Annotated in this window: 30 protein-coding genes and 1 pseudogene; 15 read left to right on the forward strand and 16 right to left on the reverse strand. The window is 62.3% G+C overall.

Annotated elements, in window-relative coordinates:
• Positions 1-30: 30 nt before the first annotated feature.
• On the reverse strand, positions 31-1,431 hold the full coding sequence (locus tag GR198_RS27060) for an MFS transporter (protein WP_164023120.1): 1,401 nt from the start codon (positions 1,429-1,431) through the stop codon (positions 31-33).
• Between the two features lie 123 nt (positions 1,432-1,554).
• Here GR198_RS27060 and GR198_RS27065 point away from each other — a divergent pair, with 123 nt between their 5' ends.
• Positions 1,555-2,517 carry a LysR family transcriptional regulator gene (locus GR198_RS27065; protein ID WP_011651109.1) on the forward strand — a complete coding sequence of 321 codons (963 nt, stop codon included), beginning with the start codon at positions 1,555-1,557 and terminating at the stop codon, positions 2,515-2,517.
• Between the two features lie 7 nt (positions 2,518-2,524).
• Here GR198_RS27065 and GR198_RS27070 read toward each other — a convergent pair whose 3' ends face one another.
• The 8 genes and pseudogenes from GR198_RS27070 to GR198_RS35960 all read right to left on the reverse strand — a co-directional run bounded on the left by GR198_RS27070 (position 2,525) and on the right by GR198_RS35960 (position 6,766).
• Positions 2,525-2,905, reverse strand: a complete 381-nt coding sequence (locus tag GR198_RS27070; RefSeq protein ID WP_164023119.1) for a VOC family protein — start codon at positions 2,903-2,905, stop codon at positions 2,525-2,527.
• A 148-nt stretch (positions 2,906-3,053) separates the two neighbouring features.
• Positions 3,054-4,307: a 3-oxo-tetronate kinase gene (gene otnK, locus GR198_RS27075; RefSeq protein WP_164023118.1), complete on the reverse strand. Its 1,254-nt coding sequence runs from the start codon at positions 4,305-4,307 to the stop codon at positions 3,054-3,056.
• A 1-nt stretch (position 4,308) separates the two neighbouring features.
• A pseudogene (locus GR198_RS27080) lies at positions 4,309-4,431 on the reverse strand (D-erythronate dehydrogenase); the annotation flags it as partial.
• A 289-nt stretch (positions 4,432-4,720) separates the two neighbouring features.
• Positions 4,721-5,563, reverse strand: coding sequence for a transglutaminase-like domain-containing protein (locus tag GR198_RS27085; protein ID WP_164023117.1), 843 nt, complete (start codon positions 5,561-5,563; stop codon positions 4,721-4,723).
• Between the two features lie 27 nt (positions 5,564-5,590).
• Entirely contained in the window at positions 5,591-5,866 is a 276-nt protein-coding gene (locus GR198_RS27090; protein ID WP_003546691.1) for a DUF1488 domain-containing protein, read from the reverse strand.
• Positions 5,857-6,174 (reverse strand): hypothetical protein, encoded by a 318-nt coding sequence (locus GR198_RS27095; RefSeq protein ID WP_164023116.1) that lies wholly within the window; start codon positions 6,172-6,174, stop codon positions 5,857-5,859. Before GR198_RS27095 ends, GR198_RS27090 begins: the two co-directional genes overlap by 10 nt.
• Positions 6,171-6,506, reverse strand: coding sequence for a hypothetical protein (locus GR198_RS27100; RefSeq protein ID WP_028741524.1), 336 nt, complete (start codon positions 6,504-6,506; stop codon positions 6,171-6,173). Before GR198_RS27100 ends, GR198_RS27095 begins: the two co-directional genes overlap by 4 nt.
• Positions 6,503-6,766: a hypothetical protein gene (locus GR198_RS35960; RefSeq protein WP_003546697.1), complete on the reverse strand. Its 264-nt coding sequence runs from the start codon at positions 6,764-6,766 to the stop codon at positions 6,503-6,505. Before GR198_RS35960 ends, GR198_RS27100 begins: the two co-directional genes overlap by 4 nt.
• A gap of 510 nt (positions 6,767-7,276) precedes the next feature.
• Between GR198_RS35960 and GR198_RS27110 the strand changes: the two genes are divergently transcribed.
• From GR198_RS27110 to GR198_RS35550, 4 genes are all read left to right on the forward strand, one after another.
• The gene (locus GR198_RS27110; RefSeq protein WP_003546699.1) at positions 7,277-7,594 is read left to right on the forward strand and encodes a co-chaperone GroES; all 318 of its coding nucleotides are present in this window, start codon (positions 7,277-7,279) and stop codon (positions 7,592-7,594) included.
• 49 nt (positions 7,595-7,643) lie between these two features.
• A complete protein-coding gene (gene groL, locus GR198_RS27115) occupies positions 7,644-9,278 on the forward strand; it encodes a chaperonin GroEL (protein ID WP_164023115.1) in 1,635 nt (544 codons plus the stop codon).
• A gap of 66 nt (positions 9,279-9,344) precedes the next feature.
• Entirely contained in the window at positions 9,345-9,737 is a 393-nt protein-coding gene (locus GR198_RS27120) for a hypothetical protein (RefSeq protein ID WP_003546705.1), read from the forward strand.
• Positions 9,738-9,804: 67 nt separating this feature from the next.
• Positions 9,805-9,975 (forward strand): hypothetical protein, encoded by a 171-nt coding sequence (locus GR198_RS35550; RefSeq protein WP_204328502.1) that lies wholly within the window; start codon positions 9,805-9,807, stop codon positions 9,973-9,975.
• Positions 9,976-10,106: 131 nt separating this feature from the next.
• On the opposite strand, the gene GR198_RS27125 is transcribed toward GR198_RS35550, so the two are convergent.
• From GR198_RS27125 to GR198_RS27135, 3 genes are read right to left on the reverse strand one after another with little or no spacing between them, the layout of a single operon-like run.
• The gene (locus GR198_RS27125) at positions 10,107-11,273 is read right to left on the reverse strand and encodes a Gfo/Idh/MocA family protein (RefSeq protein ID WP_164023114.1); all 1,167 of its coding nucleotides are present in this window, start codon (positions 11,271-11,273) and stop codon (positions 10,107-10,109) included.
• A 7-nt stretch (positions 11,274-11,280) separates the two neighbouring features.
• On the reverse strand, positions 11,281-12,204 hold the full coding sequence (locus GR198_RS27130; RefSeq protein ID WP_164023113.1) for a TIM barrel protein: 924 nt from the start codon (positions 12,202-12,204) through the stop codon (positions 11,281-11,283).
• Positions 12,205-12,248: 44 nt separating this feature from the next.
• Positions 12,249-13,163: a sugar phosphate isomerase/epimerase family protein gene (locus tag GR198_RS27135; RefSeq protein WP_164023112.1), complete on the reverse strand. Its 915-nt coding sequence runs from the start codon at positions 13,161-13,163 to the stop codon at positions 12,249-12,251.
• 206 nt (positions 13,164-13,369) lie between these two features.
• Here GR198_RS27135 and GR198_RS27140 point away from each other — a divergent pair, with 206 nt between their 5' ends.
• Positions 13,370-14,383: a LacI family DNA-binding transcriptional regulator gene (locus GR198_RS27140; RefSeq protein ID WP_164023111.1), complete on the forward strand. Its 1,014-nt coding sequence runs from the start codon at positions 13,370-13,372 to the stop codon at positions 14,381-14,383.
• A 69-nt stretch (positions 14,384-14,452) separates the two neighbouring features.
• On the opposite strand, the gene GR198_RS27145 is transcribed toward GR198_RS27140, so the two are convergent.
• Together GR198_RS27145 and GR198_RS27150 are read right to left on the reverse strand one after the other, a co-directional pair.
• Positions 14,453-15,358, reverse strand: coding sequence for a S1C family serine protease (locus GR198_RS27145; protein ID WP_029875269.1), 906 nt, complete (start codon positions 15,356-15,358; stop codon positions 14,453-14,455).
• Between the two features lie 136 nt (positions 15,359-15,494).
• Entirely contained in the window at positions 15,495-16,439 is a 945-nt protein-coding gene (locus tag GR198_RS27150) for an AraC family transcriptional regulator (RefSeq protein ID WP_164023110.1), read from the reverse strand.
• A gap of 126 nt (positions 16,440-16,565) precedes the next feature.
• Here GR198_RS27150 and GR198_RS27155 point away from each other — a divergent pair, with 126 nt between their 5' ends.
• The 3 genes from GR198_RS27155 to GR198_RS27165 all read left to right on the forward strand — a co-directional run bounded on the left by GR198_RS27155 (position 16,566) and on the right by GR198_RS27165 (position 19,934).
• Positions 16,566-17,525 (forward strand): SDR family NAD(P)-dependent oxidoreductase, encoded by a 960-nt coding sequence (locus GR198_RS27155; protein WP_164023109.1) that lies wholly within the window; start codon positions 16,566-16,568, stop codon positions 17,523-17,525.
• Positions 17,526-17,852: 327 nt separating this feature from the next.
• Positions 17,853-19,256 carry an aminotransferase-like domain-containing protein gene (locus GR198_RS27160; RefSeq protein WP_011651124.1) on the forward strand — a complete coding sequence of 468 codons (1,404 nt, stop codon included), beginning with the start codon at positions 17,853-17,855 and terminating at the stop codon, positions 19,254-19,256.
• Between the two features lie 309 nt (positions 19,257-19,565).
• The gene (locus GR198_RS27165) at positions 19,566-19,934 is read left to right on the forward strand and encodes a DUF983 domain-containing protein (protein ID WP_027665144.1); all 369 of its coding nucleotides are present in this window, start codon (positions 19,566-19,568) and stop codon (positions 19,932-19,934) included.
• 99 nt (positions 19,935-20,033) lie between these two features.
• On the opposite strand, the gene GR198_RS27170 is transcribed toward GR198_RS27165, so the two are convergent.
• Positions 20,034-20,933, reverse strand: coding sequence for a LysR family transcriptional regulator (locus GR198_RS27170; RefSeq protein WP_164023108.1), 900 nt, complete (start codon positions 20,931-20,933; stop codon positions 20,034-20,036).
• A gap of 143 nt (positions 20,934-21,076) precedes the next feature.
• Here GR198_RS27170 and GR198_RS27175 point away from each other — a divergent pair, with 143 nt between their 5' ends.
• The 4 genes from GR198_RS27175 to GR198_RS27190 all read left to right on the forward strand — a co-directional run bounded on the left by GR198_RS27175 (position 21,077) and on the right by GR198_RS27190 (position 23,811).
• Positions 21,077-21,688 carry a glutathione S-transferase family protein gene (locus GR198_RS27175; RefSeq protein ID WP_077976281.1) on the forward strand — a complete coding sequence of 204 codons (612 nt, stop codon included), beginning with the start codon at positions 21,077-21,079 and terminating at the stop codon, positions 21,686-21,688.
• Positions 21,689-21,750: 62 nt separating this feature from the next.
• Positions 21,751-22,683, forward strand: a complete 933-nt coding sequence (locus GR198_RS27180; RefSeq protein WP_164023107.1) for a pyridoxamine 5'-phosphate oxidase family protein — start codon at positions 21,751-21,753, stop codon at positions 22,681-22,683.
• Positions 22,684-22,768: 85 nt separating this feature from the next.
• Positions 22,769-23,230, forward strand: a complete 462-nt coding sequence (locus GR198_RS27185) for a nuclear transport factor 2 family protein (protein WP_017959680.1) — start codon at positions 22,769-22,771, stop codon at positions 23,228-23,230.
• 20 nt (positions 23,231-23,250) lie between these two features.
• Complete coding sequence (locus tag GR198_RS27190; protein WP_164023106.1) at positions 23,251-23,811, forward strand: TetR/AcrR family transcriptional regulator; 561 nt, start codon at positions 23,251-23,253, stop codon at positions 23,809-23,811.
• Positions 23,812-23,956: 145 nt separating this feature from the next.
• Here GR198_RS27190 and GR198_RS36165 read toward each other — a convergent pair whose 3' ends face one another.
• Complete coding sequence (locus tag GR198_RS36165) at positions 23,957-24,088, reverse strand: hypothetical protein (RefSeq protein WP_003546730.1); 132 nt, start codon at positions 24,086-24,088, stop codon at positions 23,957-23,959.
• A gap of 157 nt (positions 24,089-24,245) precedes the next feature.
• Between GR198_RS36165 and GR198_RS27195 the strand changes: the two genes are divergently transcribed.
• The gene (locus tag GR198_RS27195; protein ID WP_164023105.1) at positions 24,246-24,950 is read left to right on the forward strand and encodes a hypothetical protein; all 705 of its coding nucleotides are present in this window, start codon (positions 24,246-24,248) and stop codon (positions 24,948-24,950) included.
• A 50-nt stretch (positions 24,951-25,000) separates the two neighbouring features.
• Entirely contained in the window at positions 25,001-25,306 is a 306-nt protein-coding gene (locus GR198_RS27200) for a Dabb family protein (protein WP_007626707.1), read from the forward strand.
• The last annotated feature ends 18 nt before the right edge of the window (positions 25,307-25,324 follow it).

A 25,324-nucleotide genomic window follows, 5' to 3' on the forward strand; every position in this document is an offset into this window, starting at 1 on the left:
CGCACCGGTCAGGGTGCGGGCCGATGGAGGTCATTCCGCCGCCTGGTAGCTGGGTCTCCGGGCGGCCGATGTCCGCGGCCCGGCGGCTGCAAGCAGGGTAATCGCCACCGCAAGCAGCGCCACGAAAGCGATGCCGGCGACATAGGGGTTCCAGCCGAAATGCGGTGCGGCGCCGAAGACTGCCGAGGCCGCCGCAAGCACGATGCCGCCGCCGATCTGGAAGGAGGCGAAGAGCAGCCCGGAGGCGAGCCCCGACTTGTCGTCCTCCACGTCGGAAAGGGCCGCGACCTGCACCGAGGGGTAGGTCATGGCGTAGCCGAGGCCGAGCGGGATCTGCGAGAACAGCACGAGCAGGATCGGGTCGACATGTCCGAGTGCGGTCACCCAGAAGATATAGCTGAACGCCTGCAGGCCGACACCCGCTGCCATCAGCCCGGTGGCGCCGCGATTTTGCGCGAGCGTCGCAAAACGTGGCGCCAGGAACATCACGAAGACGCCGCCAAGCGCAAAGCAGAAGCCGGTGGTGAAGGCCGACCAGCCGATGACGTTCTGATAATAGAGCGTCGCCAGGAACTGGAAGCCGACATAGGCGCCCTGGAAGAGGGCGGCGATCGCATTTGCATGCCGGAGCTTGGCCCGGCGGAACATGCCGAGCGGCACCATCGGATCGGCATGGCGCGCTTCGACCACGAGGAAGAGCAGGATCAGCACCAGCGACGCGACGAGCGAACCCCAGGTCGCAAAAGCCTGCCAGCCGGCGGCCGCAGCATTGGTGATGCCGAAGACGAAGAGCAGCAGCCCGGGGGTGATCGTCAGCGCACCGGCCCAGTCGAAGCTCGGCCGCGGTCCTGTCCTTTTCGGGTCGGCCGGCAGTGCCAGCGGCGCAAGAAGGAGTGTCAGGATGGCGACGGGCGCGCCCATGACAAGCGTCGCCCGCCAGCTGAAGATCGTTGCGGCACCGCCGAGCACCATGCCGAGCACGAAGCCGGTGGCGCCGGTCGAGGCGAAGACCCCGAGCGCCTTTGCCCGTGCGGTTCCCTCGCCGAAGACGGAGAGCAGCAGCGCAAGGGCGGCAGGCGCGGTGAAGGCGGCGGCAATGCCCTTGATCAAGCGGGCGGCGATCAGCGTCGGCCCGCTATCGACGAAGCCGCCGGCGATGCTGGCGGCGGCAAAGATCGCCAGCGACCAGAGGAAGACGCGGCGATGGCCGAAGACGTCGGCGACCCGGCCGCCGAGCAGCAGGAAGCCGCCATAGCCGAGCACATAGGCGCTGACGGCCCATTGCAGCGATGTCGCCTCCATGCCGAGTTCGGCCTGGATGGCAGGCAAGGCAACGCCGATGGTGGAGACGTCCATGGCGTCGAGGAAATTGGCGGTGCAGAGCAGCAGCAATGCCAGCCCCGCCCCGCTTCGCGATTTGGAAAGAGTCATCGAAATCGTTCCTTCGTTGCTGCCGCCTCATCGGGGGAGGTTGCCGGGCGGCAGGGAACGAGAAAATGTACAGCTTCCTTTCCTATTGCAAATTGATAGTAGCCATGCCAGGTATTACTGACGATGATGAATGACGCCACTCTTCGCAAGATCGACCTCAATCTCCTGCTGGCCTTTTCGGTGCTGATGCAGGAGCGCAATGTCAGCCGTGCCGCCGAGCGGCTGCTGCTCGGCCAGCCGGGCCTGTCCGCCGCCTTGCGGCGCCTGCGCGAGGCGCTGGACGACGAATTATTCGTGCGTGTCGGCCGCGGCCTGCAGCCGACGCCGCGCGCCCTTTCCATCGCCCCGGCGATCGAGGATGCGCTGTCGGGCATCGAGCGCGCCATCCGCCCGCAGGCCGAGTTCGATCCGGCAAGCTGGCAGGGCGAGTTCCGCATCGGCATGTGCGACAATCTCGAATCGGCTTTCTTCGGCCCGCTTGCCGCCCGTCTTCTCCAGCTTTCACCCGGCGCCCGGCTGATCGGCATCGCTTCCGAAAAGCGCGATGCCGCACGCCGGCTGGATGAAGGCGTCTTCGATTTCAGCGTCGCGATGCACGACGAGCCCGCCTCCTGGCACATTCGCGCGCCGCTGTTCGACCAAGTCTCGATCTGCATCTACGATGAAGCTCAGCTCGGGCTGAAGGCGCCGTTGAGCCTCAAGGATTTCGCCAAAGTCGCGCATGTCACCGTCTCGTTTGAAGGCAACACCTCGACCGGTATCGACATGGCGCTGAACCGCACCGGCGATGTGAGGCAGGTGGTGGCGACCGTCCCGCGCTTTTCCGCTCTGCCGATGGTGCTGAAGGCGATGCCCGCCATTGCCACCGTGCCGGAATCGATCGGTCGCTGCATGGCGCAGTTACATGGGCTGATGCTTTGCGAGCCGCCGCTTTCGCTGCCGGCCGATCCCGTGACGATGCTTTATCGCCGCGTCGACCAGACGGACGGCCGGGCGCGCTGGTTCCGTCGCCTGTTCATCGATGTAGCCAATAAAGCGCTCGAAGCTTCCGGCTGCTGCGTATCCATTCCGAGAGCCGCTGCCTGACGGTCCGTTATAGCTCGCCTTTGTGAAAATACGCTTCGAGGCGGTAGCCGTCCGGGTCGATGATGAAGGCGGCATAATAGAAGCGCCCGTAATCCGGCCGCACACCCGGTTCACCATTATCCGTGCCGCCGGAGGCGACGGCCGCCGCGTGAAAGGCATCGACCGCGGCCTCGTTCGGCGCGACGAAGCAGAAATGCAGCCCGGATCGCATGTCGGCAACAACAGGCTGCTCGACCTGCATCAGCCAGAGCCCGACCGTGTCCGGGCCGTAACCGATCGTGGTGTCGGAATTGGACAGGCGCTCATATCCGAGAGGCGCCAGCGCCGCATCGTAGAAACGGCGGGCTCTTTCCAGGTCTTTTACGCCGATGGAGATATGATCGAACATGGACTGCGAACTCCTTCTCTGCTCATCCCCGGTGTGAGCTCTCTCACCCCCGGTGTGAGCTCTCTCACCCCCAAGATGGCACGATGACAACATCTTTCAATCGCCGTCCTAAGTCAGCGAACGGGCGCGTCGTCAGTGGCCTGCGCGCTCATTCATGGCCGGCGATCCTGTCCAGCGCCTTGGCGAAGAAATCGGGGGCTCCGAAATTGCCGCTCTTCAGCGCAAGCCCGAGGGGCCCTGCGCGATCGGCCACAAGAACCGGCACGCCGGGATCGATCTCCGGCCCGATCATCATGTTTTTGAGACCGAGCGCTTCCACCACCGCGCCGGAGGTTTCTCCGCCGCCGACGACGATCTGCCGCATGCCGGCATCGGCGAGCCGCCGCGCCAGCCCGCCAAAGAAGGTCTCGATTTTTCCAGCCACGTTCTCGCGCCCGAATCGCTGCTGCACGAAGTTCACCACTTCAGGAGCAGCCGTCGAATAGACGATCGGATTTTCGGCGGCATTCGCCTCCACCCAGCGTGCCGCGCGCTCCACCGACATCGAGCCGCGCATCAGCACCGCCGGATCGATCGCCAGCCCCGGATGGTTCTGCAGGTGACAGGCGACCTGGTTCTGCGATGTCGTGGAGCAGGAGCCGCAGATCACGACACCAGGACCGTCGACCGGGGGAACTTCGGCCGCCATACCCGAGAGCTTGCCCTGGTTGCGGAAATTCTGCGGCAGGCCCTGCGCAATGCCCGAGCCGCCGGTCACCAGCTTGTGGTCGGCGACCGCGGCCGCGATCGTCGTCAGGTCGCCGTCCTCGATGGCGTCGACGACGACGAGACGGTGGCCGGCGGTGAGTTCGGCGCGCAGGCCGTTGCGCAAGGCCGCAGCGCCAGAGCGCACCACGTCGAGCGTAATGCTGCCGATCTCGCCCTTCGTCTGCTGCCGCAGCCAGCGGCGGATGTCGGGATCGGTCATCGGCGTCAACGGATGGTTCTGCATGCCGGATTCGCTGAGCAGCCGATCGCCGACGAAGAGATGTCCCATGAAAAGCCGCCGGCCGGTCGCCGGAAAGGCCGGGCAGACGACGGCGACGCCGGTGCCGGTGAGGCGCAGCAGCGCTTCGGCCACCGGCCCGATATTGCCTGAAGGCGTCGAATCGAAGGTCGAGCAATATTTGAAGACGATCTGCTCGCATCCCTGCTCGAGCAGCCAGCGCGCCGCCTCCAGCGACTGGCGCACCGCATCGTCGACCGACGCCGAGCGCGTCTTCAGCGCGACGACGCCGGCCTCGCAATCCGTCTTGCCGCGGCCGGTGCCGACGAACTGCACGGTCGACATGCCGCCTCTCGCAAGCGTGTTGGCAAGATCGCTGGCGCCGGTGAAATCATCGGCAATCGCCCCAAGCAGCATGTCAGGAAAGCTCCGGCAGGCGGCCTTCGAGCCCGTCCTCGATATGCACGCGAATGATCTCGTCGAAGGATGTTTCAGCGCTGAAGCCGAGCGCCTGCGCCCGGCTCGCATCGAAATTGCCCGGTTCAGCCACCAGCTTGCGGCCGACCATTCCGGCCGCGCCTATGACAAGGTTTTTCATCTGAAGCGGCCCTCCACTCGAAGACATCGACGCCGACTTCCGGCGCGAGTCGGCCCCGAACCGGCAATGTCTCAGTTAAGACAAGGCGAGCGACGCTGTCACGTGATTTTGGGGGGAGGGCGCAGTTCGGCTCGGCGCTGCTGTGGGCGGCTGCTATGAACCGGAAACGGACAGGCAGTCCTGCCTGCGGCAGCCTGAGGCTGGGCGTGCCGCATCCTGCCCAGGTCTCGTTCTAAACAGCACCCTCGGCGACGCTTTGCATCTGCTGCAGGTTCGTCACCTCATAGGTCCAGACTCGAAACGCCTTCAGCACATGCGGTCCGAAGGAATTGATGAGCGGTATGTCGGCGGCGTCGCGCCCGCGTGCGACGATGATGCGACCGATCCGCGGCGTGTTGTTGCGCGGATCGAATGTATGCCATGCACCGTCGAGGAAGACCTCGATCCAGGCGCTGAAGTCCATCGGGTCGACGACGGGAACACCGATGTCGCCGAGGTGGCCGTTGACATATCGTGCTGGAATGTTGAGGCAGCGGCACAACGCCACCGCGAGATGCGCGAAGTCGCGACAGACGCCGATACGTTCGTGGAACGCCTCGAAGGCTGTCCGCGTCGATCGCGCCTGCATGTAGTCGAATTGGATATGGCCGTGGACGAAGTCGCAAATCGCCTGAACGCGGCCCCAGCCGGGTGAGACCGTGCCGAACATATCCCACGCAATCTGGCTGAGGCGGTCCGTTTCGCAATAGCGGCTGCCCATCAGGTAGTTAAGGCAATCGTCCGGCAACTCCGAAACCGGGACTTCGCTGGCGCCTGGCAGATAGCTGTCCGGTTTGCCGTCGTCTTCGATCGTCGCATCGCCCCATATGGTCAGGTCGCCCGCCGGGGCAACCAGCCGAAGACAGCGGTTGCCGAAGAGATCGCGATAAGTCGATGTGGGAACATCGGGCGTGGTGAAGACCGTTTCCGGAATTCTGATGTCGGCCGCACGATCATCATGAACCGACAACAGACATACCAATGCGGTCGGCTGCGGGCAGGTCAGCGTGATTTCATAGCCGTAACGGATCAACATGGAGCGTTCCCGCGCGTCCGGATCCGCCTAGCGGAAATCCGCCGCAGTTAGAGTATAGAAGGCGCGGCGGCGGTAGGAATAGGCTTTGTGTGCCACGTCCTGAATGGAGTTGCGCAGGGCGTCGAACGACGAAAGCCACCTCGTTTCCGAAGGCTCGGTTCTTTGCAATGTGGTGTCGGATTTCGCCAGAGCGCCAACCTCGATGAAGAACAACACCTGGAACATGCCGTCATGGCCGACGAAGCGCACAGCATTTCTCGCCGCATCGAAGCTACGGCTTTGGTTCAGGAAGGCTAGCGCCATGGTTGGACCGGCGGGACCTTGCGAGCACTCCGAGCGGCGCCCGACAGCCTCAGCCATTCCTTCCGGTATCCTATGTTGAGGAGATTGAAGGACATCATGTCTTTCCCGGCCTGCGAACGGCTCTTGCCGATCATGGCATGGTCGGCGTGCACGGGACCGCTTGAAGATGCACGATAGACGGTCCACGAACGGGCGGATTCGATCCGGCGGTCGTGTTCGATCTCCATGGAGTAGCGGCCGGGCGCTTCCCATGTGTGGACGGCAAAGACATTCCGTCTTCGTTCGGCTTCGTCTTCATGGCTGTTCACGATGTCAACCTTTCGTCATTCGGGCCGTGGCCATGGCCAAACGTCCTCTCGATCAGTGTTGCGCCGCTGCCGGCGGGCGATAGGTTTACCAGTTCCAGGCTGTCTTCCGTCGCGACCCGCTCATGACGTTCATCGTCACTGCGGATGCGGTATTGCAGCATATTTCCCCTGAGAGGCAGCGTGGCGGTAATGCGGTATGTGTCGGGGAGCTTGGAGGGAACAACCAGGAACCCGTCCTTCACTCGGACAGTCTGCCCCACTTTGAAGATATGAGTTGCTGCCTCGCGCCTGATCGAGCGTCCATTGCGTTGCGGGATGCGCGTAGCGGTCATGACGGTTTGTGGTCCTTTTCGAGCGCGGTTTCGAGATCTGACAGGTGGATAGGCATCATCTGCTGCGTCGAACTCTGCGCGGCGATCGCCGGCAGGTGGATGAAGGCGCCGACCCTTAGCCAGGCAAGCCTGGAAACGCTATCGATCAATTCCTCGTCATAATCGACGCGGTATTCTCCGGCTGGCTGCGCCCCGTCGAAACCGGGCAGGCGGAATGGGGATGAAAAGCGGACGACGGTTTGTGTGGTGCGACTGGTCACGGCTGAGGCCTCCGCAGGAAGACACCGATACGTTTCCTGTATCGTTGAGATCCGACCCGGACGAACTCGAGGCTGCCGGTACATCCGCGGTCAGCGCCAAGCTCATTCCGGATCGGAATAGACGAAATCAACGCCGGAACGACGTCATAGATTGCTATCGAAAATTCAGTGGTGATGGCGGGTCGTAGGTCTCTGACACCGCGAAGCCAAGTCGGCCAAATCGACGAGGCCTATCATTGCGCCTCGATTGAGTTTAAATCAAGATAATTCGGATTTATCTATGAAAAACGCTAAATTAACTCGACGAGACCTTAAATAAAATTGAGCGCGATGGCGTAAAAATTCTATTCATTTGCTGATTATTACAAAATATCCGCTCAAATTGATTTCCTGAATTTTTAAAGAAATTCCCTGCGTGAACAATATTTCTTGGCACTCCTATCAATCGAGTGCCACGGGTGCTATTTATGAATTGCAGCCGCCCTACGCGCCGGTAGCAGAAAGACCTCTATGAAATTCCGTTCACTTCACGACCGCGTCGTCATTCGGCGTGCGGAAGGCGATGTCAAATCCAAGGGCGGGATCATCATTCCAGACACCGTCAAGGAGAAGCCGCAGCAAGGCGAAGTGGTCGCAGTCGGCCCGGGCCTGCGCGACAAAGGCGGTAATCTCGTCCCGCTCGATGTCGAGGTCGGCGATCTCATTCTGTTTGGAAAATGGTCGGGGACCGAGGTCACGATCGATGGCGAAACCCTTCTGATCATGAAGGAGACCGACATCATGGGCATCGTCGAAAAGACCGAAGCGGCTGCCGACAAAGCCGCCTGAGGGTCGAATTTGTGACCCGCAACTCAAGAGCGAACTGGGAAGAAATATCATGTCTGCCAAGGAAATCAGATTCTCCACCGACGCGCGCGACCGCCTGCTGCGCGGCGTCGAATTGCTCAACAATGCCGTCAAGGTGACGCTTGGCCCGAAAGGTCGCAACGTCGTCATCGACAAGGCCTATGGCGCACCGCGCATCACCAAGGACGGCGTCAGCGTCGCCAAGGAGATCGAGCTCGAAGACAAGTTCGAGAACATGGGCGCGCAAATGGTGCGCGAGGTGGCTTCGAAGACCAATGATCTTGCCGGCGACGGCACGACGACGGCAACAGTGCTCGCCGCCTCCATCTTCCGCGAAGGCGCAAAGCTCGTCGCTGCCGGCATGAATCCCATGGATCTCAGGCGCGGCATCGATCTCGGTGTTATCGCCGTCGTCAAGGAAATCAAGGCGCGGGCGATGAAGGTCAAATCGTCAGGCGAGATCGCCCAGGTCGGCACCATTGCCGCCAATGGCGACGCCACCATCGGCGAGATGATCGCCAGGGCGATGGACAAGGTCGGCAATGAGGGCGTCATAACAGTCGAAGAGGCGCGAACCGCCGAGACCGAACTCGATGTCGTCGAGGGCATGCAGTTCGATCGTGGATATCTCTCGCCCTATTTCGTCACCAATGCCGAGAAGATGCGTGTGGAACTGGAGGAGCCCTATATCCTCGTTCACGAGAAGAAACTCGGCAGCCTGCAGGCGCTGCTGCCGATCCTGGAAGCCGTCGTACAGACCGGCAAACCGCTGCTCCTCATCTCGGAGGACGTCGAAGGCGAGGCGCTGGCGACGCTTGTCGTCAACAAGCTGCGCGGCGGCCTGAAGGTCGCAGCCGTCAAGGCGCCGGGCTTCGGCGATCGCCGCAAGGCGATGCTCGAAGACATTGCCGTGCTGACCGCCGGCCAGATGATTTCTGAGGATCTCGGCATCAAGCTCGAGAACGTCACGCTCGATATGCTCGGCCACGCCAAACGCGTGCTGATCGAGAAGGAAAGCACCACGATCATCGACGGCTCCGGCGACAAAGCGGCCATCCAGGCGCGCATCCAGCAGATCAAGGCGCAGATCGAGGACACCACCTCCGATTACGACAAGGAAAAACTGCAGGAACGCCTGGCGAAACTCGCCGGCGGCGTTGCGGTCATCCGCGTCGGCGGCGCGACTGAGACGGAGGTCAAGGAAAAGAAGGACCGCATCGACGATGCGCTGAATGCCACCCGTGCGGCGGTCGAAGAGGGCATCGTGCCCGGCGGCGGCGTGGCACTGTTGCGCGCCAAGTCGGCGCTCATGGGCCTGACCGGGGAGAACGCCGACGTGACGGCGGGCATCTCGATCGTGCTCAGGGCGCTCGAAGCCCCGATCCGGCAGATCGCCGACAATGCCGGGTTCGAAGGCTCCATCGTCGTCGGCAAACTCGCCGACAGCAATGATCACAATCAGGGCTTCGACGCACAGACGGAGACCTATGTCGATATGATCGAGGCCGGCATCGTCGATCCTGCCAAGGTCGTGCGCACCGCTCTGCAGGACGCCGGTTCGATCGCGGCGCTGCTGATCACCGCCGAGGTGATGATCGCCGACATTCCCGCGAAAGATTCTGCGCCTGCTGCCGGAAATGGCGGCATGGGCGCTATGGGATACTGAGGCCAGCTTGACCCGGTCCGGCGTCGCCGGACGGCACAACCCGAATAACAGACAGGGAGAATTCCAATGTCCGTACAGAGCAGCAGCAAGACATCGATTACCCAGCGTTTCGACAGTTACCAGCCGTCCAAGACGCTTCTCGCCTGGGCCTGCGTCGTCACGGCGATCGCCACGATGATCATCGGCTTCAGCTGGGGAGGTTGGGTCACAGGCGGCACATCAAGCAAAGCGGCAGCCGCTGCCGGCGACACCGCACGCGGAGAACTGGCGTCGGCCATTTGCGTCGAGCGATTCAAGGCGGCGCCGGATGCGAGCGCTAAATTGATCGAGTTCAAGGCGATTACCGAAGGCTACAAGCAGCGTCAGTTCGTTGAGGCCGGCGGTTGGGCGACTATGCCCGGCCAGACTTCAGCCGATAGCCGAAGTGTTCAAGGCTGCGCCACAGCGCTTGCCGTCTGACACCGTTTTTCCAGAGCGCTCCGATATATGTGCGGAGCGCTCCCACTGTTGAAGCAGGAAATGACCCATGATCCGTTTCGTGAAAAAGAGCGACCCGAAGCCAGCCGCAGAAGACGCCGGCGGCGAAAGCGTCAAGAAAGTCCCTGAGGCAGCCGCCGAGGGGCCCAAGAAAGCCGCCAACGACAGCACGCCTCGCCGCGCGCCGCGGGCGGCTGAAGACGACGACCAGCTTATCTGAGCACAGCGCCGCACCGCAGTTCACGACCTAAAGCATGTCGCGCAAAAGTGTGCAGCGGTTTTGCGACAACGGCATGCGTAAAAACAAAGACCTAAAGCGCGAGGAGCGAATCTGAAAGATCGCGACGCGCTTTAGCGATAGTCCAGCCAGACTCCGCCTGCGTCGGCGGACCGTACGCAGTTTTCGACCCAGCGCACGCCTTCCAGTCCGGCATCGACATCGGGAAAGACGAGGTCTTCGATGCCCGCAGGGGCGAGGCCGCGCTCATTGTTGATGGCAAAGCCGAAGCGGCGATAGAGGTTCGCCCAGGCTTCGAAGAGACCTTCCGGGTGACCGCCGCCGATCCGGTCGTCGATTCTGGCCTCGGGATAGAGATAGTCCATGCCACGCTCGAGAATGCGGGCCGGTTCGCCCTGGATCTCGTAAGACAGCTGGTTCGGCCGCTCGTCCCACCATTCGATGCTGGCCTTCGAGCCGACGATGCGGATCTTCTGGCCGTGCATGGAGCCGGCATTGACGGCGCTCGACCAGATGGTGGCGATCGCGCCATTATCATATTCCATCAGGGTCACCGCATTGTCTTCGAGCGGCGCTCGGCTTTTGACGAAGCTCTGGCGGGTGCAGAGCAGTCGCCTGATCTTCAGATGCGGCAGGATGACCTTGGCGATATAAAGCGGGTGGGTCCCGACGTCGCCGAGGACATAGCTGGGACCTGCGAATTTCGGATCGACGCGCCACCGCGTCGCGGGGTTCTGCTCCTCCACCGCAGCACTATGGAAGCCATGGGCAAATTGCAGGTTGACGATGCGGATCTCGCCGAGATCGCCATTCCTGACCATGGCGCGCGCCTGCTCGATCATCTGGTGGCCGGCATAACCATAGGTCACGCCGACGATCCGGCCGCGCACTTTAGAAAGCGCCTTCAGTTCTTCGGCTTCGGCGATCGTGAAGCAGAGCGGCTTTTCGCAGATCACATGCAGATCATGTTCGAGTGCTGCCTTGCAGATCGCGAAATGGGTATTGTTGGGCGTTGCGATCGACACCGCCTCGATGCCGTCGGCCCGCCCGGCTTCAGCCGCAAACATCGCCGCATAGTCCCGGTAGCTCCTGGCTTCGTCGAGCCCGAGATCGACGCCGAAGGCGCGGCCGCGTTCCGGATCGATATCGAAGGCGCCCGCCGCAAGGGCAAAAACGTCGTCGCGATGCGCCGCCGAGCGATGAATATAGCCGATCTGGCTGCCTCTGCCGCCGCCGACCATGCCCCAGCGGATCGGCTTTCTCCTGTCATGCGTCATCATCTTTTCCCTAAAAACCGACCGACCTGAGATAGTCGCGGCTTTGCTTCACGTCTTCGAGGCTGCCGGCGACATTGAGCGGATTGCGCTCCTGCTCGACGGTGATGAAGCCGTGATAGCCGATCTCCTCGAGCGTCCGCCTGACGGCGGGATAATCGATGACGCCGCGGCCGATCGGGCACATGACGCCCTGTCCGCAGGCCTCGAAGAAGCGGATCTTCTCGCCAAGCACACGGTCGAAGACGGTCTGGTCGATGTCCTTGAAGTGGACGTAGTCCAGCCTGTCGGCATAGCGGCGAAGCATCTCCACGGGATCCATGCCGGCATAATAGCTATGGCCGGTGTCGAGGCAGAAGCCGGCGATCTCCTGCGGAACGTCGCCTGCCACCCGCTCGATCTCATCGGCGAATTCGATATAGCCGCCCGCATGCGGGTGGATGACGGCGCGCACGCCGTATTTGCGCGCCGCGAGTTCCGCAATCGCCATGATATTGGCGACCATCCCGGCCCAGGCCTTGTCGTCGAGACGCGGCGCACGATCCGAATGGCCGGCGGTATAGTCGCGCTCGTCGTGGCCCCAGTCCATGACCGTGAGATAGGGGGTCCTGAACCGCTGGCCCGCCACCTGTTCCGGCTGCGGCAGCCTGGTGATGACGGCGCAGATTTCCTCCGTCTGCCGCAGCAATGTCTCCCGATTTTCAGGCGAGACGAGATCGTCGAAGATCGTGCCGGCAACGATGAAGAGATTGCGCTCGGCGAGCGCCTTTGCAACGAGCGCATCATCGAGCGGCACGTAGCCGTATGGTCCGAGTTCGAGGCCGCCATAGCCGGCCGCCGCCGCCTCGTCGAAGACGCGCTCCCAGGCGGGAAGATTTGGATTGTTGACGTCGTCCACGCCCCAGCAGCAGGGGGCTGTCGTAATCGTGATGGTCACGGTTTCATTCCTGAAAAGTGGTGGTGCCGGGCGGATGTTGACGATCAGCCAAGTTTCCCGGGCCAGTATTTGTCGACATATTTCTGGATTTCGGAGCGCATGAAGCGGCCGGAATCATCGGCGCGCTCCTCCCAACCGAAGACGCAGGCGGTGATGATCCCGTCGAACCCGACCGCAGCGAGCGAGGAGAAGAAGAGATCCCAATTGATCTCGCCCTGGTACATATCCATGTGCTGATGGATGGTGACCTTGGCGCCCGGCGGATTGATGATGTAGCGCAGCCCTGACGACGCCTTGTGATTATAGGTATCGGCCACATGCACATGGGCGATCAGCGGGCCGGCATCGCGGATCATACGCGCCATGTCGTCACCGAAATAGAAGGTATGCGGCGCGCAATAGAGGAATTTGACGTTCTTCGAGCCGATGGTCTTCAGCATGTCGATCGCTGGATGCAGCGTCTCGCACCAGTCTTCCGGATGCGGTTCCATGTTGAGCGTGACGCCCTCGCGCTCGAACACCGGGACGAGCTCTTCGATCGAGCGCCACCAGGCGGCTTCGCTGTGCTCGTGGGTATGCATGCCGCCGCAGCAGCTGGCGCGGTGGCTGCGATCCGGCGACGGCCCGCGGCCGAATTCCGAGTTCATCGTATCGCAGCCCATCTCGGCCGAAATCGCGATCGCTTCCTTCCAGTAGCGCACCGCTGCCTGCCGCTCGTCCTCATGAGGGCTCGCCCAGCGATACATCGGCAGGATCGAAGCCAGCTGGACGCCGTGATCCTTCAGGGCCGACTTGAATTCCGCGATGCGTTCCTTGTGTGCCCGCGGGCGCACCCACCAGGGCAGAAAATCGTCGCGCGGTGAAAGCTCGATATGCTCGTAGCCGAGCTCCGCCGCCTTGCGGCAGAGGTCGCGCAGGTTGAGGTGACGGTGCATATGCGGGTCGAGTGCGATCTTCATCTGGCTCCTCCGTCATCCCCGGCCGCTTCGTGCCGGCGGATGATCCTTGATCTCGGTTGTTTCGGACGTCCGGTGCTCCTCCCGGATTGCTGGCACGATACGGCTGCGGCGCCCCCATGCTCCAATGCTTCCTTGATCAAATTTGATCATTGACCTCACGGCAGGCCGATGCTTTGCTGTGTCAGCTTTGGGAGTGGGTGAGCCTGATGAAGGTGACTTTGAAGGATGTCGCAAGCCAAGCCGGCGTTGGCACAGCGACCGTCGAGCGCGTCCTCAACGGCCGCGGCGGCGTGCGGCCGGAGACGGTGGAGAAAGTCTTCCTGGCGGCAAGACAGCTTGAATACCGGTCAAGCCTGCCGGTCGCCCATCGCGGTCTGATCCGCATAGAGGTAATCCTCGTTCGCCCGGAGACCAGCTTCTATTCGCGCCTGAACCGGGCGTTCGAGCGCATTGCCGCCTCACTCGACGACAGCATTGTCGTTCACCGCACCTTCGTCCGCGAGAACGAGCCGGCGCAATTCGCTCGCTATATCGCCAACCCGACGGCACGCCGTTCGGCGCTGATCGTGGTTGCGCCCGACCATGCCGATGTCGTCACCAGTGTGCGCAAGGCGGCCGGTCTCGGCATTCCCGTCGTCCAGATCATGACCCGTCCGGCCCCCGAACTGCCCTATGTCGGCATCGACAACTATGCTGCCGGACGCACCGCGGCTCACTACATGTCGGGCATGCTGGCGCAGCGTCCCGGTTCGTTCGTCGCTCTCTGCCACAGCGGCGCCTATGAGAACCATAAGGAGCGGATCCGCGGCTTCTCCAGCTATCTCTCGGAGAATGCTTCGAATGAGGGTTCAAACGAACATCGTTTCGTCGAGGTCATGTTCGACCTTGATGATGAGCACAATGCCATGGAACTGCTGCAAACGGCCCTCCGGCGCGAACCCGGCATCATCGGCGTCTATAGTGCGGGCGGCGACAACAAGGGTGTTGCCAGGGTGCTCGCGGCCAACAAGGCTAGGCGGCCGTTCTGGGTCGGCCACGAGTTGACGGGAGAGACGCAGGATTATCTCCGCCGCGGCATCATGTCGATCGTGCTCGACCAGGCGCCGGAGGTGCAGGCGAGGCGATCGATAGATCTTGCCTTGAACAGGCTGGGTCTCATCGAGGTGGAGGTCAGCGCCGAACCGGTGCGCTTCCTGACGATCACACCCGAAAATCTTTGAGGCGGGATAAGGAGGCCCGAACAATCCGCTCGAATGAGCGCCAGCGGCTTTCACGACGCTGGCGCCACCTTACTGCAGCTGTGGCTTTCTGAGAAAGCTGTTGCGGTCTGCGGATTTGACGCGCAGCCAGGCTTCCCGGCCGTTCCTAAGGATCCGCATGGGAATCTCGGCGCCGGCGGGGCCGCTGCTCCAGATCTTGCGATAGAAATCGGCCAGGCCATCGACCTCTTCGTCGCGGATCTCCGAAATGATGTCGCCCTGACGTAGGCCCGCTTGGGCGGCCGGACCGCCTTCGGCCACGCTCATGACCACCACGCCACCATTGCTTTCGGCGGAGAAGGCGCCGAGCCACGGCCGTGGCGGTCTGTTGACCTGGCCGCGGTTCAAGAGATCGTCTAGGATCGGCGGCAAAAGGTCGATCGGCACGACCATGTTGATATCGGCAACCTCGTCGCCATGGCTCATCTGCAGGCGAAGCGAACCGATGCCGAGAAGCTTGCCGTCCGAACCGATCAGCGCCGCGCCACCCCATGAGGGATGGGCTGGTGCCGTGAAAATCGCCTCGTCGAGCAGATATTCCCAATAGCCGGCAAACTCCTGCCGGGCGACGATATTTGCCTCGACGAATTCTCCGATGCCATCGGCCAGCACGACGGGATCGCCGGCCTTGGCCGTCGCCGCGTCGCCGAGATCCACCGCCGGCGCATTCAGGGGCCCAAGCGCCTGGACCAGGCCGAAGCCGCTTTCCTGATCATAGGCAAGCGCATGCGCGGGAACCACGCGTCCGTCATGGGTCGTCAACCAGACTTCTTCGGCTTCGGTGATGAGATAACCGATGGTCAGCACCAGCCCGTTGTCGCGAATGACTACGCCGCTGCCTTCCCGGACAGTGCCCAGCGTCTCCGCCGTGAAGGCATCTTCCGGAATGGAGGAACGGACGGCCACGACTGACCGCAAAATCGGATCGATATTCATGCTTTCATCCCGATGGGCGCCGGCGCATTCTTCCTTGAATAGGTAAGAGAATGAACGGCGGGTGCAAGACCGTATCGGAGGGAATTTCGGCAGGCCAACGCGCGACCTCCCTCCGATGCCTGCACCAATCAAGGTTTCACTGAGCGCCGAGACTATCTCGCATGGCAATGGCGGGCGGCTGAGCGCGACCATATTGCCGCGGCGAGCATCCCATCACTCTCTTGAAAGCGGTGCTGAATGCGCTTTCGGATTCATAACCGAGCGACAGGGCGACACCGGCAATTGCTTCGGCCGAGCTTGTCAATCGGTCACCTGCGAGAAGCATGCGCCAGCGCGTCAGATAATCCATCGGCGCAAGCCCGACCTTTTCCTTGAAGTGGAGAGCAAAACTGGACCGCGACATCGAGGCACGTTCAGCCAGCGACTGCAGCGTCCACTTGCGGGCTGGATCGGCATGCAGGGCACCGATAGCCGCACCGATCCGCCGGTCGGTAAGCGCGAAAAGCCAGCCGACGCCGCGCGCATTCGGCGATGCGATATGGAGGCGCAACACCTGCATGAGCATGACATGAGCAAAATGCTCCGCCATCAGAAAGCCACCTGGCTGCTGGTCGCGCAATTCGCGCGTCATCCGATCGAGGCACCAGCGCAGCACGGCGGCGTGATCGGAATCCCTCTTCACATGGACGATCGGCGGCAGGATTCCGAGAAGGATGTCCGAATTTCCTCCCGAAAAGGAAAAACGGCTGCCGATCAGGAAGAAATCGCCGCCGCCATTGCAAGTCGCAATGCCGTCGCGGGCGATCGAATAGATCGCATCGGACGGGATCGCTTCGAGAGCCGGATCGCTGGCGAGACGAAAAGCTCGGCGGCTCGTCAGCAGAAAGCAGTCGCTTTCCTCCAGGCGGACAGCTTCGGGGACGCCATCGACGCTCAGCCAGCACGCGCCTGAAATCACTGCGTTGAACTTGATGCCGTCAGGGGGCGGAAAATCGATCGCCCAAGCACCGCCAGCGTCAAGCCCCGCGGAAACATAGCTGCGCGGTTTGAGCAATGCGAGAACATCGGATAACGGGTCCATGTAGAAATCCGGACGATGGCGAAGAGATGCCGGACTTTAGCGCATGGATCGTCTGGAGGCCACGCCTTATTCTCGCGACCGTCATCCCGAGCGACGGCAACGCGCCGCAGAACAAAGGTAATTATCATGAGTGACAAACAAGTCCCCATCCGCTCCGGATTTGGAGCCCACACGACGGCCGGCGAGGTTCTGGCCGGTCTCGATCTTTCCGGCAAGCGCGCCATCGTCACCGGCGGCCATTCCGGCCTCGGGCTCGAGACCACGCGCGCTCTGGCGGGCGCCGGCGCGAAGGTGACCATCGGCGCAAGGAGCATCGAGGCGGCGCGTAGCGCGGTCGCCGGTATCGATGGAGTAGAGATCGATCGGCTCGACCTTTCCGACCTCGAAAGCGTTCGCGCCTTTGCCGAGCGGTTCGTCGCATCTGGCCGCAGCATCGACATTCTGATCAACAGCGCCGGCATCATGGCCTGCCCGGAAACGCGTGTCGGCGACGGATGGGAGGCACAGTTCGCGACCAATCATCTCGGCCATTTCGCCTTGGTCAACCGCCTTTGGCCGGCGATCTCGCGCGGCACTCGCATCGTTTCGGTTTCCTCCGGTGGCCATCACAACTCGGCCATACGATGGGAGGATGTGCAATTCGACACCGGTTACGACAAATGGCGGGCCTACGGCCAGTCGAAGACCGCCAACGCACTTTTCGCCGTGCATCTGGACAGGCTCGGGCGCGACACCGGCATCCGCGCCTTCTCGCTGCACCCGGGCAAGATCCTTACCCCCTTGCAGCGCTATCTCGCACAGGAGGAAATGGTCAGTGCCGGCTGGATCGATGCAGACGGCAATCCGATTGATCCGACATTCAAGACACCAGCCCAGGGGGCCGCCACGCAGGTTTGGGCGGCGACCTCGCCGCAACTCGACGGTATGGGAGGCCTCTATTGCGAGGACTGCGATATCGCCATCCGCGCAACGGCTGGAGAACCCGGCGGCGTCAGCGACCATGCAGCCGATGCCGAGGAGGCGGCACGCCTGTGGATCTTGTCGGCAAGGCTGACCGGGATTGACGCTTTCGCGGCCTACGCCTGAAGCCATAGCGCGCGGCAAACCGTCGTCAATGCGCGATGAAGACGCTGCTGATGTCTTGCCGTCCTCGCGCCTCACCCGGGCGGGTGAAAGCCCGATCGGCAAGCCGAGCGGATCGTCAGCACGTCATTGGCGCACACGCTGCCGAAATCGGCCTGCGACAGCGCGGTCGCCGTGCCGGATTGTATTTGCGCAGATAGCAGTCAAGTCCGGCGACAATCCGTCCTGCGTCGTTCTCCGGACTTGGCGCGCGACATTTTTCGTGACAGCGGCAGTGTGCAACAATATACGGTCAATCTCATCAGGAATCAGACCGACACGGATCACGACATGAAAGACTGGCATCCCGATCTCAGCCGCAGCAGCAGTCCGCGTTATATGGCGATCGCCGATGTGATCGAAATGGATCTGCGCAGCGGGCATCTGGTGGTTGGGGACCGGCTGCCGCCGCAACGTGAACTCGCCAAGCGGCTGAATGTCGATTTCACGACGGTGGCGAGAGGTTATGTCGAGGCGCAGAAGCGCGGGCTTGTCGATTCGCATGTCGGTCGAGGCACCTTCGTCACCGGTGGCGCGGACAAGGAGCGCCAGGGATTCGCGCCCGACGCCGCGCCCGATCCCCGCCGCGCCTCCATCGTCGATTTCTCGATGAACATGCCGCCGGAAACGGACGACCCGGAGCTGATCGCCCGCATGCGCGAGGGCATGTCGGCGGTGACGGCGAACCTCATTCCGCTTCTGCGCTACCAGGGCTTCGGCGGCTCCAGCATGGACAAGGAGGCTGCCGCCTCCTGGCTCAGCCGTCGCGGGCTGGTGCCCTCGCAGGAACGCATCTTCGTCACACCCGGCGCCCATCCGGCCCTGCTGGCGATCTTCGGCCTGCTGGCAAAGCCGGGCGAAACCGTGCTTTCGGAAATCATCACTTATCCCGGCATGCGCTCGATCGCCGCCCAGCTGCGGCTCAATCTGGCCGGCCTGCCGATGGACGAGGACGGTATCCTGCCGGACGCCTTTGCCGAGGCCTGCGAGAGATTGAAGCCGAAGGCGCTCTATCTCAATCCGACGCTGCAGAACCCGACGACGCTGACCATTCCGGCCAGGCGCCGCGAGGAGATCTGCGCCGTTGCCCGCAAATATCACGTGCCGATCGTCGAGGACGATGCCTATGGCTTCATTCCGCAGCATGGCCCGGCGCCGCTCGCCGCAACAGCGCCCGATCTGACCTGGCATATCGGCGGACTGGCGAAATGCATCGGCGCGGGTCTGCGACTTGCCTATGTCGTAGCGCCTGATAGCAAGGCCGTGTGGCCCTTCGTCAGCGCCATGCGCGCCAACAATGTCATGGCCTCGCCACTGACCGTGGCGCTCGCCACCCGCTGGATCGAGGACGGCACCGCCGATACGATCCTGCGTTTCATCCGTGCCGAGGCCGCCGCCCGCCAGCAAATGGTCGCCGCCATTCTGCCGGCCGGCAGCTACCGCGCCGATCCGATCAGTTTCAACATCTGGCTGCCGCTCTCCAACGGCTGGACCCGCTCCACCTTCGGCAGCCATACCCGCTCTTCCGGCATCGGCGTCGTCGCAAGCGATGCCTTCACGGTCGAGGGCACGGCACCCGAGGCCGTGCGTGTCTGCCTTGGCGGACCGATCACCCGGGAGAAACTGCAGGGCGCACTGGAATTCATGGCCCATGCGCTGGAAGGCCCGCCGGAAATGGCGGCGTCGTTCTTCTGACGCGGAACCCAGCTCCGGGCTGATCAGACACGGACGAAAGCCGGAGGCGGTCGAGATCAGATCGGTCGTGCCCAGATCTATCCGGGCATGGGCGAAGCGTAACCGTCACGTTCACGTCTGATCCGCCCTGGCTGCGCCCCCAAATGCTGCTTGAAAATCTGCAGTCAGCTTGCTGCCGGCATGCGCTGGGGAGCTCTGCGGCATTCTGGCGAATTGACTGGTAATTTCCCTATAATGTAATTATATTGCATGCAGTCATTGCAGCTATTGATCGTATCAATATTTGCGGAGCAAGAAAGCGAGATCGTCATGGACACGGAATATCCCCCACTTCCTCCGATGCAGACCGGCATCAAGGGACGCTGCCCGCGCTGCGGCCAGGGCCATATGTTCAAGGGCTTCCTGACGTTGCAGCCGGAATGCGAGGTCTGCGGTCTGGATTATTCCTTCGCCGATCCGGCCGACGGTCCGGCCTTCTTCGTCATCTGCTTCGCCTGCATCCCGAGCGTGCTGCTCGGCGTCTGGCTGGAGGTGGCCTTTTCGGCGCCGATCTGGGTGCAGCTTCTGGTCACCGGTCCCTTCATGCTCGCCACCTGCATTCCGCCGCTGCGGCCGCTGAAGGGCTGGCTGGTGGCCAGCCAGTATTTCTACAAGGCGGAAGAGGGTAAGCTTGCCTAAAGCATGTCGCGCAAAACTGTGCAGCGGTTTTGCGCAAACGACATGCGTAAAAACAAAGACCTAAAGCGCGAGGGCGAATCTGAAAGATCGCCACGCGCTTTAGGACTTGTTTAGCGTCGCGCGCAGGCGCGGCGTCGCGAAATCGAGCAGCGCCCGCAGTTTCAGGGGCACCAGTCCCTGCGCGGGATAGACGAGATGCACCGGGGCCGGCGGCGGTTCGAAATCTTGGAGCAGCGGCACCAGCAACCCGGCCATCTCGGCGCGTGCGGCCTGGTAGGAAAGCACCCGGGTGATGCCGAGGCCGGCGACGGCCGCATCGACCGCGGCCTCGGCTGTGTTGACCGCGAGCCGCGAGCGGATCGGCACGGCGAGATCATGTTTCCCCTCGATGAATGTCCAACTCAGCATCGAGGCCATACCCTCGAAGGTGACGCAGTCATGCCCGGCAAGATCGCCTGGATGCCGGGGCAGGGCGTGCCGCGTCAGATAATCCGGGCTGGCATAGACCGTACGGCGGATCGCGCCGAGCCTTGTGGCGATCAGGTTGCTGTCCGGCAGGTTGCCGATCCTCAGCGCCACGTCGATATGATCCTCGATGAGGTTCGACAGCCGGTCGCCAAGCATCAGCCGCAGATTGATATCGGGATAGGCTTTCAGGAAATCCACCACGACGGGCAGGACATGCAGCCGACCGAAGACGATCGGTGCGGTCATCGTCAACTCGCCCTTCGGGGCGCTGTATTCACCGGCTGCCGTCCGTTCCGCCTCTTCCACCCGATCGAGAATCTCCCGCGCCGCCTCGACGTAGGAGCGGCCGGCTTCCGTCAGCGTGATCTTCCGGTTGCTCCGTTGCAGCAGCTGAGCGTTGAGATGTGCTTCCAGTTCCGAAACCTTGCGGCTGACGGTTGCGAGCGGCGATCGCAGATGCCGTGAGGCGGCCGACAGGCTGCCCTGTTCGACAACGGCAAGAAGCACGGTCATGGCGTCGAGGCGGTCCATTCTATCCTTCCATGAATTGGTAGCATGCCTTCCAGATTAGCATTCTACTGCAGTCATATGGAAGGCAGTAAATTACACCGCAGATGGTTCGAAGCGGCCATCGCCAACCGCGTCCCGTCGATTCGAAGACCAGAGGAACCATCATGAAACTCTATCACCACCCGCTTTCCGGCCATGCCCACCGGGCTCACCTGTTCCTGTCGCTGCTTGGCGTACCCTATGAACTGGTCGAGGTCGACCTGGCGGCTGGCGCTCACAAGGCGCCGGACTTTCTGAAGCTCAATCCCTTTGGCCAGGTGCCGGTGCTCGACGACAATGGCACGGTCATTGCCGATTCCTCCGCCATCCTCGTCTATCTCGCGCGCAAATACGGCCGCACCGACTGGCTGCCGGAAGAGGCGGTGGCCGCGGCGCGGATACAGAAATGGCTTTCGGTCGCAGCGGGCGAGATCGCCTATGGGCCTTGTGCTGCGCGCCTGGTCACCGTCTTCGGCGCCGATTTCCGCACCGACGAGGTGATCGCCCGGGCGCACCGCATTCTGGCGCTGATCGAGGCAGAACTGGACAACCGCAGCTTCCTGCTCGGCGACAATCCTGTGATCGCCGACGTGGCACTCTACAGCTACATCGCCAATGCGCCGGAGGGCAATGTCGATATCTCGGCCTATCCAAGCGTTCGTGCCTGGCTTGCGCGCATCGAGGCGCTGCCGGGTTTCGTCGGCTTTCGCAAGACCAAGATCGGCCTTGCCGCGTGAGAAACCACCGGGGCAGGGACGCTGTCCCGGTTCCCCCAAATGCTGCCCTGAAGGAGGCCGTGATGCTGGAACAGACAAGACAGGACGCCACATCGCCCTGGCATAAGGGTGAACTCGCCATGCAGCGCAGCGTCGGTGTCGCCGAACGCATGGACGGGCCGGGCCGTAATTTCGTCCGCAAGGCCATGCCGGAGCAGCATCGCGCCTTCTTTCCGATGCTGCCTTTCGTCGTGCTCGGCGCCGTCGATGCGAAGGGCGATGTCTGGGCAACGGTCAGGGCCGAGCGCCCGGGTTTCATGGTCTCACCGGAGCCGGAGATTCTCGATGTCCGCCTGCCGCGCGACGCGGCCGATCCTGCCGATGCCGGCATGGAGGATGGCGACGCAATCGGAATGCTCGGCATCCAGCTCGAGACGCGGCGGCGCAACCGGCTGAACGGCGTGATCCGCAGGACGGATCCTGGAGCTTTCCAGGTGCACGTCGGCCAGAGCTTCGGCAATTGCCCGCAATATATCCAGCTTCGCTCTTCCGCCTTCGTCCGCGATCCCGATGTGCCCACAGCGATGCCGCCGCTACACTCTGGCCAACTCGACGATCGGGCGCTAGAGATGATTGAGGGTGCGGATACCTTCTTTGTCGCCTCCTATGTCGACCGGGAGAACGGCGAGCGGCAGGTGGACGTGTCCCATCGCGGCGGCAATGCCGGCTTCGTGCGTGTCGGCGCCGACGGCGTGCTGACCGTTCCAGACTTTCCCGGCAATCGGTTTTTCAACACGCTGGGCAATTTCCTCGTCAATCCGAAGGCGGGGCTGGTCTTCATCGATTTCGAAACCGGCGACGTGTTGCAGATGACGGGCAGGGTCGAGGTGCTGCTGGATTCGCCCGAGGTCGCCAGCTTTCAACGGGCGGAAAGGCTGTGGCGTTTCACGCCCGAAGAGATCGTGCTTCGCCCGGATGCCCTGCCGCTGCGGTGGAGCCTGCCTCCCGGCCTTTGAGAAATACCGCGCCGAACCGGCTTGCCAATCATTGTACTGATCAGTACAATGATAACCATTGAGTACAGGAGCGCCCGGAGAACCTATGTCCAGCCTCGTCCCGCCTTTTACCCTTGAGACCGCCACCCAGAAAGTCCGTCTTGCCGAGGACGGCTGGAACAGCCGTGATCCCGAGCGCGTCTCGCTCGTCTATACGCCGGACAGCCGCTGGCGGAATCGCGCCGAATTCATCACCGGCCGTGCCGAGATTGTCGCCTTCCTCACCCGCAAATGGGCAAAGGAACTGGATTACCGGTTGATCAAGGAGATCTGGGCCTTCACCGATCATCGCATCGCCGTGCGCTTCGCCTATGAATGGCACGATGACAGCGGCAACTGGTTCCGCTCCTATGGCAACGAGAACTGGGAATTCGACGCCGCCGGTTTGATGCAGCGCCGCTTCGCCTGCATCAACGACCTGCCGATCCGGGAGTCGGAGCGCAAGTACCATTGGCCGCTCGGCCGGCGGCCGGACGAGCATCCCGGTCTGACCGAGCTCGGCCTCTAAACAAGCCAAGGAAGCCGCGGGTGAAGACCGTTTACGAACGCGCCGACATCGTGCCGTTGCTCGCCGAAATCTTCCGCGAGCTCGGCTATGAGGGCACGTCGCTCAGCCGCATCACCGAACGCACCGGCATCGGCAAGGGCAGCCTTTACCACTTCTTCCCCGGCGGCAAGCAGGAGATGGCGGGCGCCGTGCTCGCCGATGTCGATGGCTGGTTCGAACATGCGATCTATCAGCCGCTGAGAAAGGACGACGCCCGTGAGGCGATCGCGGCAATGTGGACGAATGTGAACGATTACTTCCGCTCCGGCCGTCGCATCTGCCTCGTCGGTGCCTTCGCGCTTGACGAGACCCGCGAACGGTTTTCGGCAGAGATCGGCAATTATTTCATTCGCTGGATCGACGCCTTGCGGTCAGCGCTGATGCGGGCAGGCTGCTCTGAGGGGGAGGCGCAAACGCTCGCCGAGGAGGGCGTCGCGGGTATTCAGGGCGCGTTGGTGCTGTCGCGTGCGCTTGATGACAGGATGGTTTTCACCCGGTTCTTGGACACGCTGGCGAAACGGTTTGATTCTGTGATGCGATGAGGGGCGGTGATGTGATGAGGGGGCAAACCGCTGGGACGTTTATTGTACCTATGAAAAAATTCACCCGGCCACGAGTGACTGGCCGGGGCATTGATCGGGCGCTGCGCGGCGCTCGAGCTTACATCGGTAGCGTTTTGCGTCTATTTCAGCGTTGCTGTTGAGGCTGCTGGGCCGGGCGCGTATTTTCCCGTTCAGGGCGAACCTGGCGCCATTCGTTTTCCATCTGGTCGACGACATGCTGGGGAATGGTGGTTTGGCTATTGGCGGGCGTCTGCATCGGAAGTCTCCTCTGTTCGTGGTAAGGCTTCGGGGCAAGAAGATGCATTGCATAAGACAAAAGGCGTGTAAATCAGTGGCTTAAACACTTTAAACGATTAAATGGAATTTAATCGATTAAGACGGTTTTAACCATGATATTTCGAGGGAAGCGCGGAATGGTTGTCCACATGGACCGGGCATTCTTTTTCGATACTGTACGGCACGGACTCTTCAAGGGAAACCTGACTCAGCCTCAGGTAGTGGGCATCACGGCGATTCTCGACGCCTGGGAAGAACGGTTTGCCGATGCCGACCGGCGGTGGCTCGCATACATCCTCGCAACCGCTTACCACGAGACCGCTTATACGATGCAGCCGGTGCGCGAGACGCTGGCGGAAAGCGATGTGCGCGCGGTCGAGATCCTCGAGACGGCCTTTGCCGCAGGCCGGCTCTCCTGGGTGAAGACGCCCTATTGGCGGCCGGACGAGGATGGCCGCAGCTGGCTCGGACGCGGCCTGGTGCAGCTCACCCACAAGCGGAACTACGAGGCGATGAGTGTGCTGACGGGGATCGATCTCGTTGACGATCCCGACCGGGCGATGGAGATGGATGCGGCGGTGACGATCCTGATCGAAGGCATGCTGCAGGGCAGCTTTACCGGCCACAGGCTCGCCGATCACCTGAACGAGACGACCGCGGACTGGGTGAATGCGCGCCGCATCGTCAATGGCACCGACCGGGCGGAAAAGCTCGCCGCCTATGCCATGGTCTTCGATGCGGCGATACGTCCCGATGGGGCTCGTAGCATGCTCGCGCGGTTGAAGGCCTGGGGCGCGCATGTTATCGCCCGGCTGACAGCTGGAGTGCGGCGCGTCCGATAGGATGCGCCAACGTCGCTCCATCATTTTATACATCTGACAGGAGCTTCCGCGTGATCCGTCATATCGTCTTCTTCACCGTACAGGAGGAACATCTGCAGGAGGTGAGGGCCGGGCTTTCTATACTGACCGGCATTCCGCATGCGCGGCTGCTTGAAATCGGCACCAATGTGAAGACCGATCAGTTGGGCACCGAGATCGATCTCGTAGTCTATGGCGAATTCGACGACGAGGCGGCCCTTGCCGCCTACAAGGCGCATCCCGATTATCAGCTCTCGATCGAGCGCGTGCGGCCGCTCCGGGAAAAGCGCATCGCCGCCGACTACGACAGCCGCACGGCGGTGACGCGGCCGCTCTGACTTGCCCAGGCGTTTGGC

It is taken from the genome of Rhizobium leguminosarum (assembly GCF_010668065.1).
Taxonomy (GTDB): Bacteria; Pseudomonadota; Alphaproteobacteria; order Rhizobiales; family Rhizobiaceae; genus Rhizobium; species Rhizobium leguminosarum_S.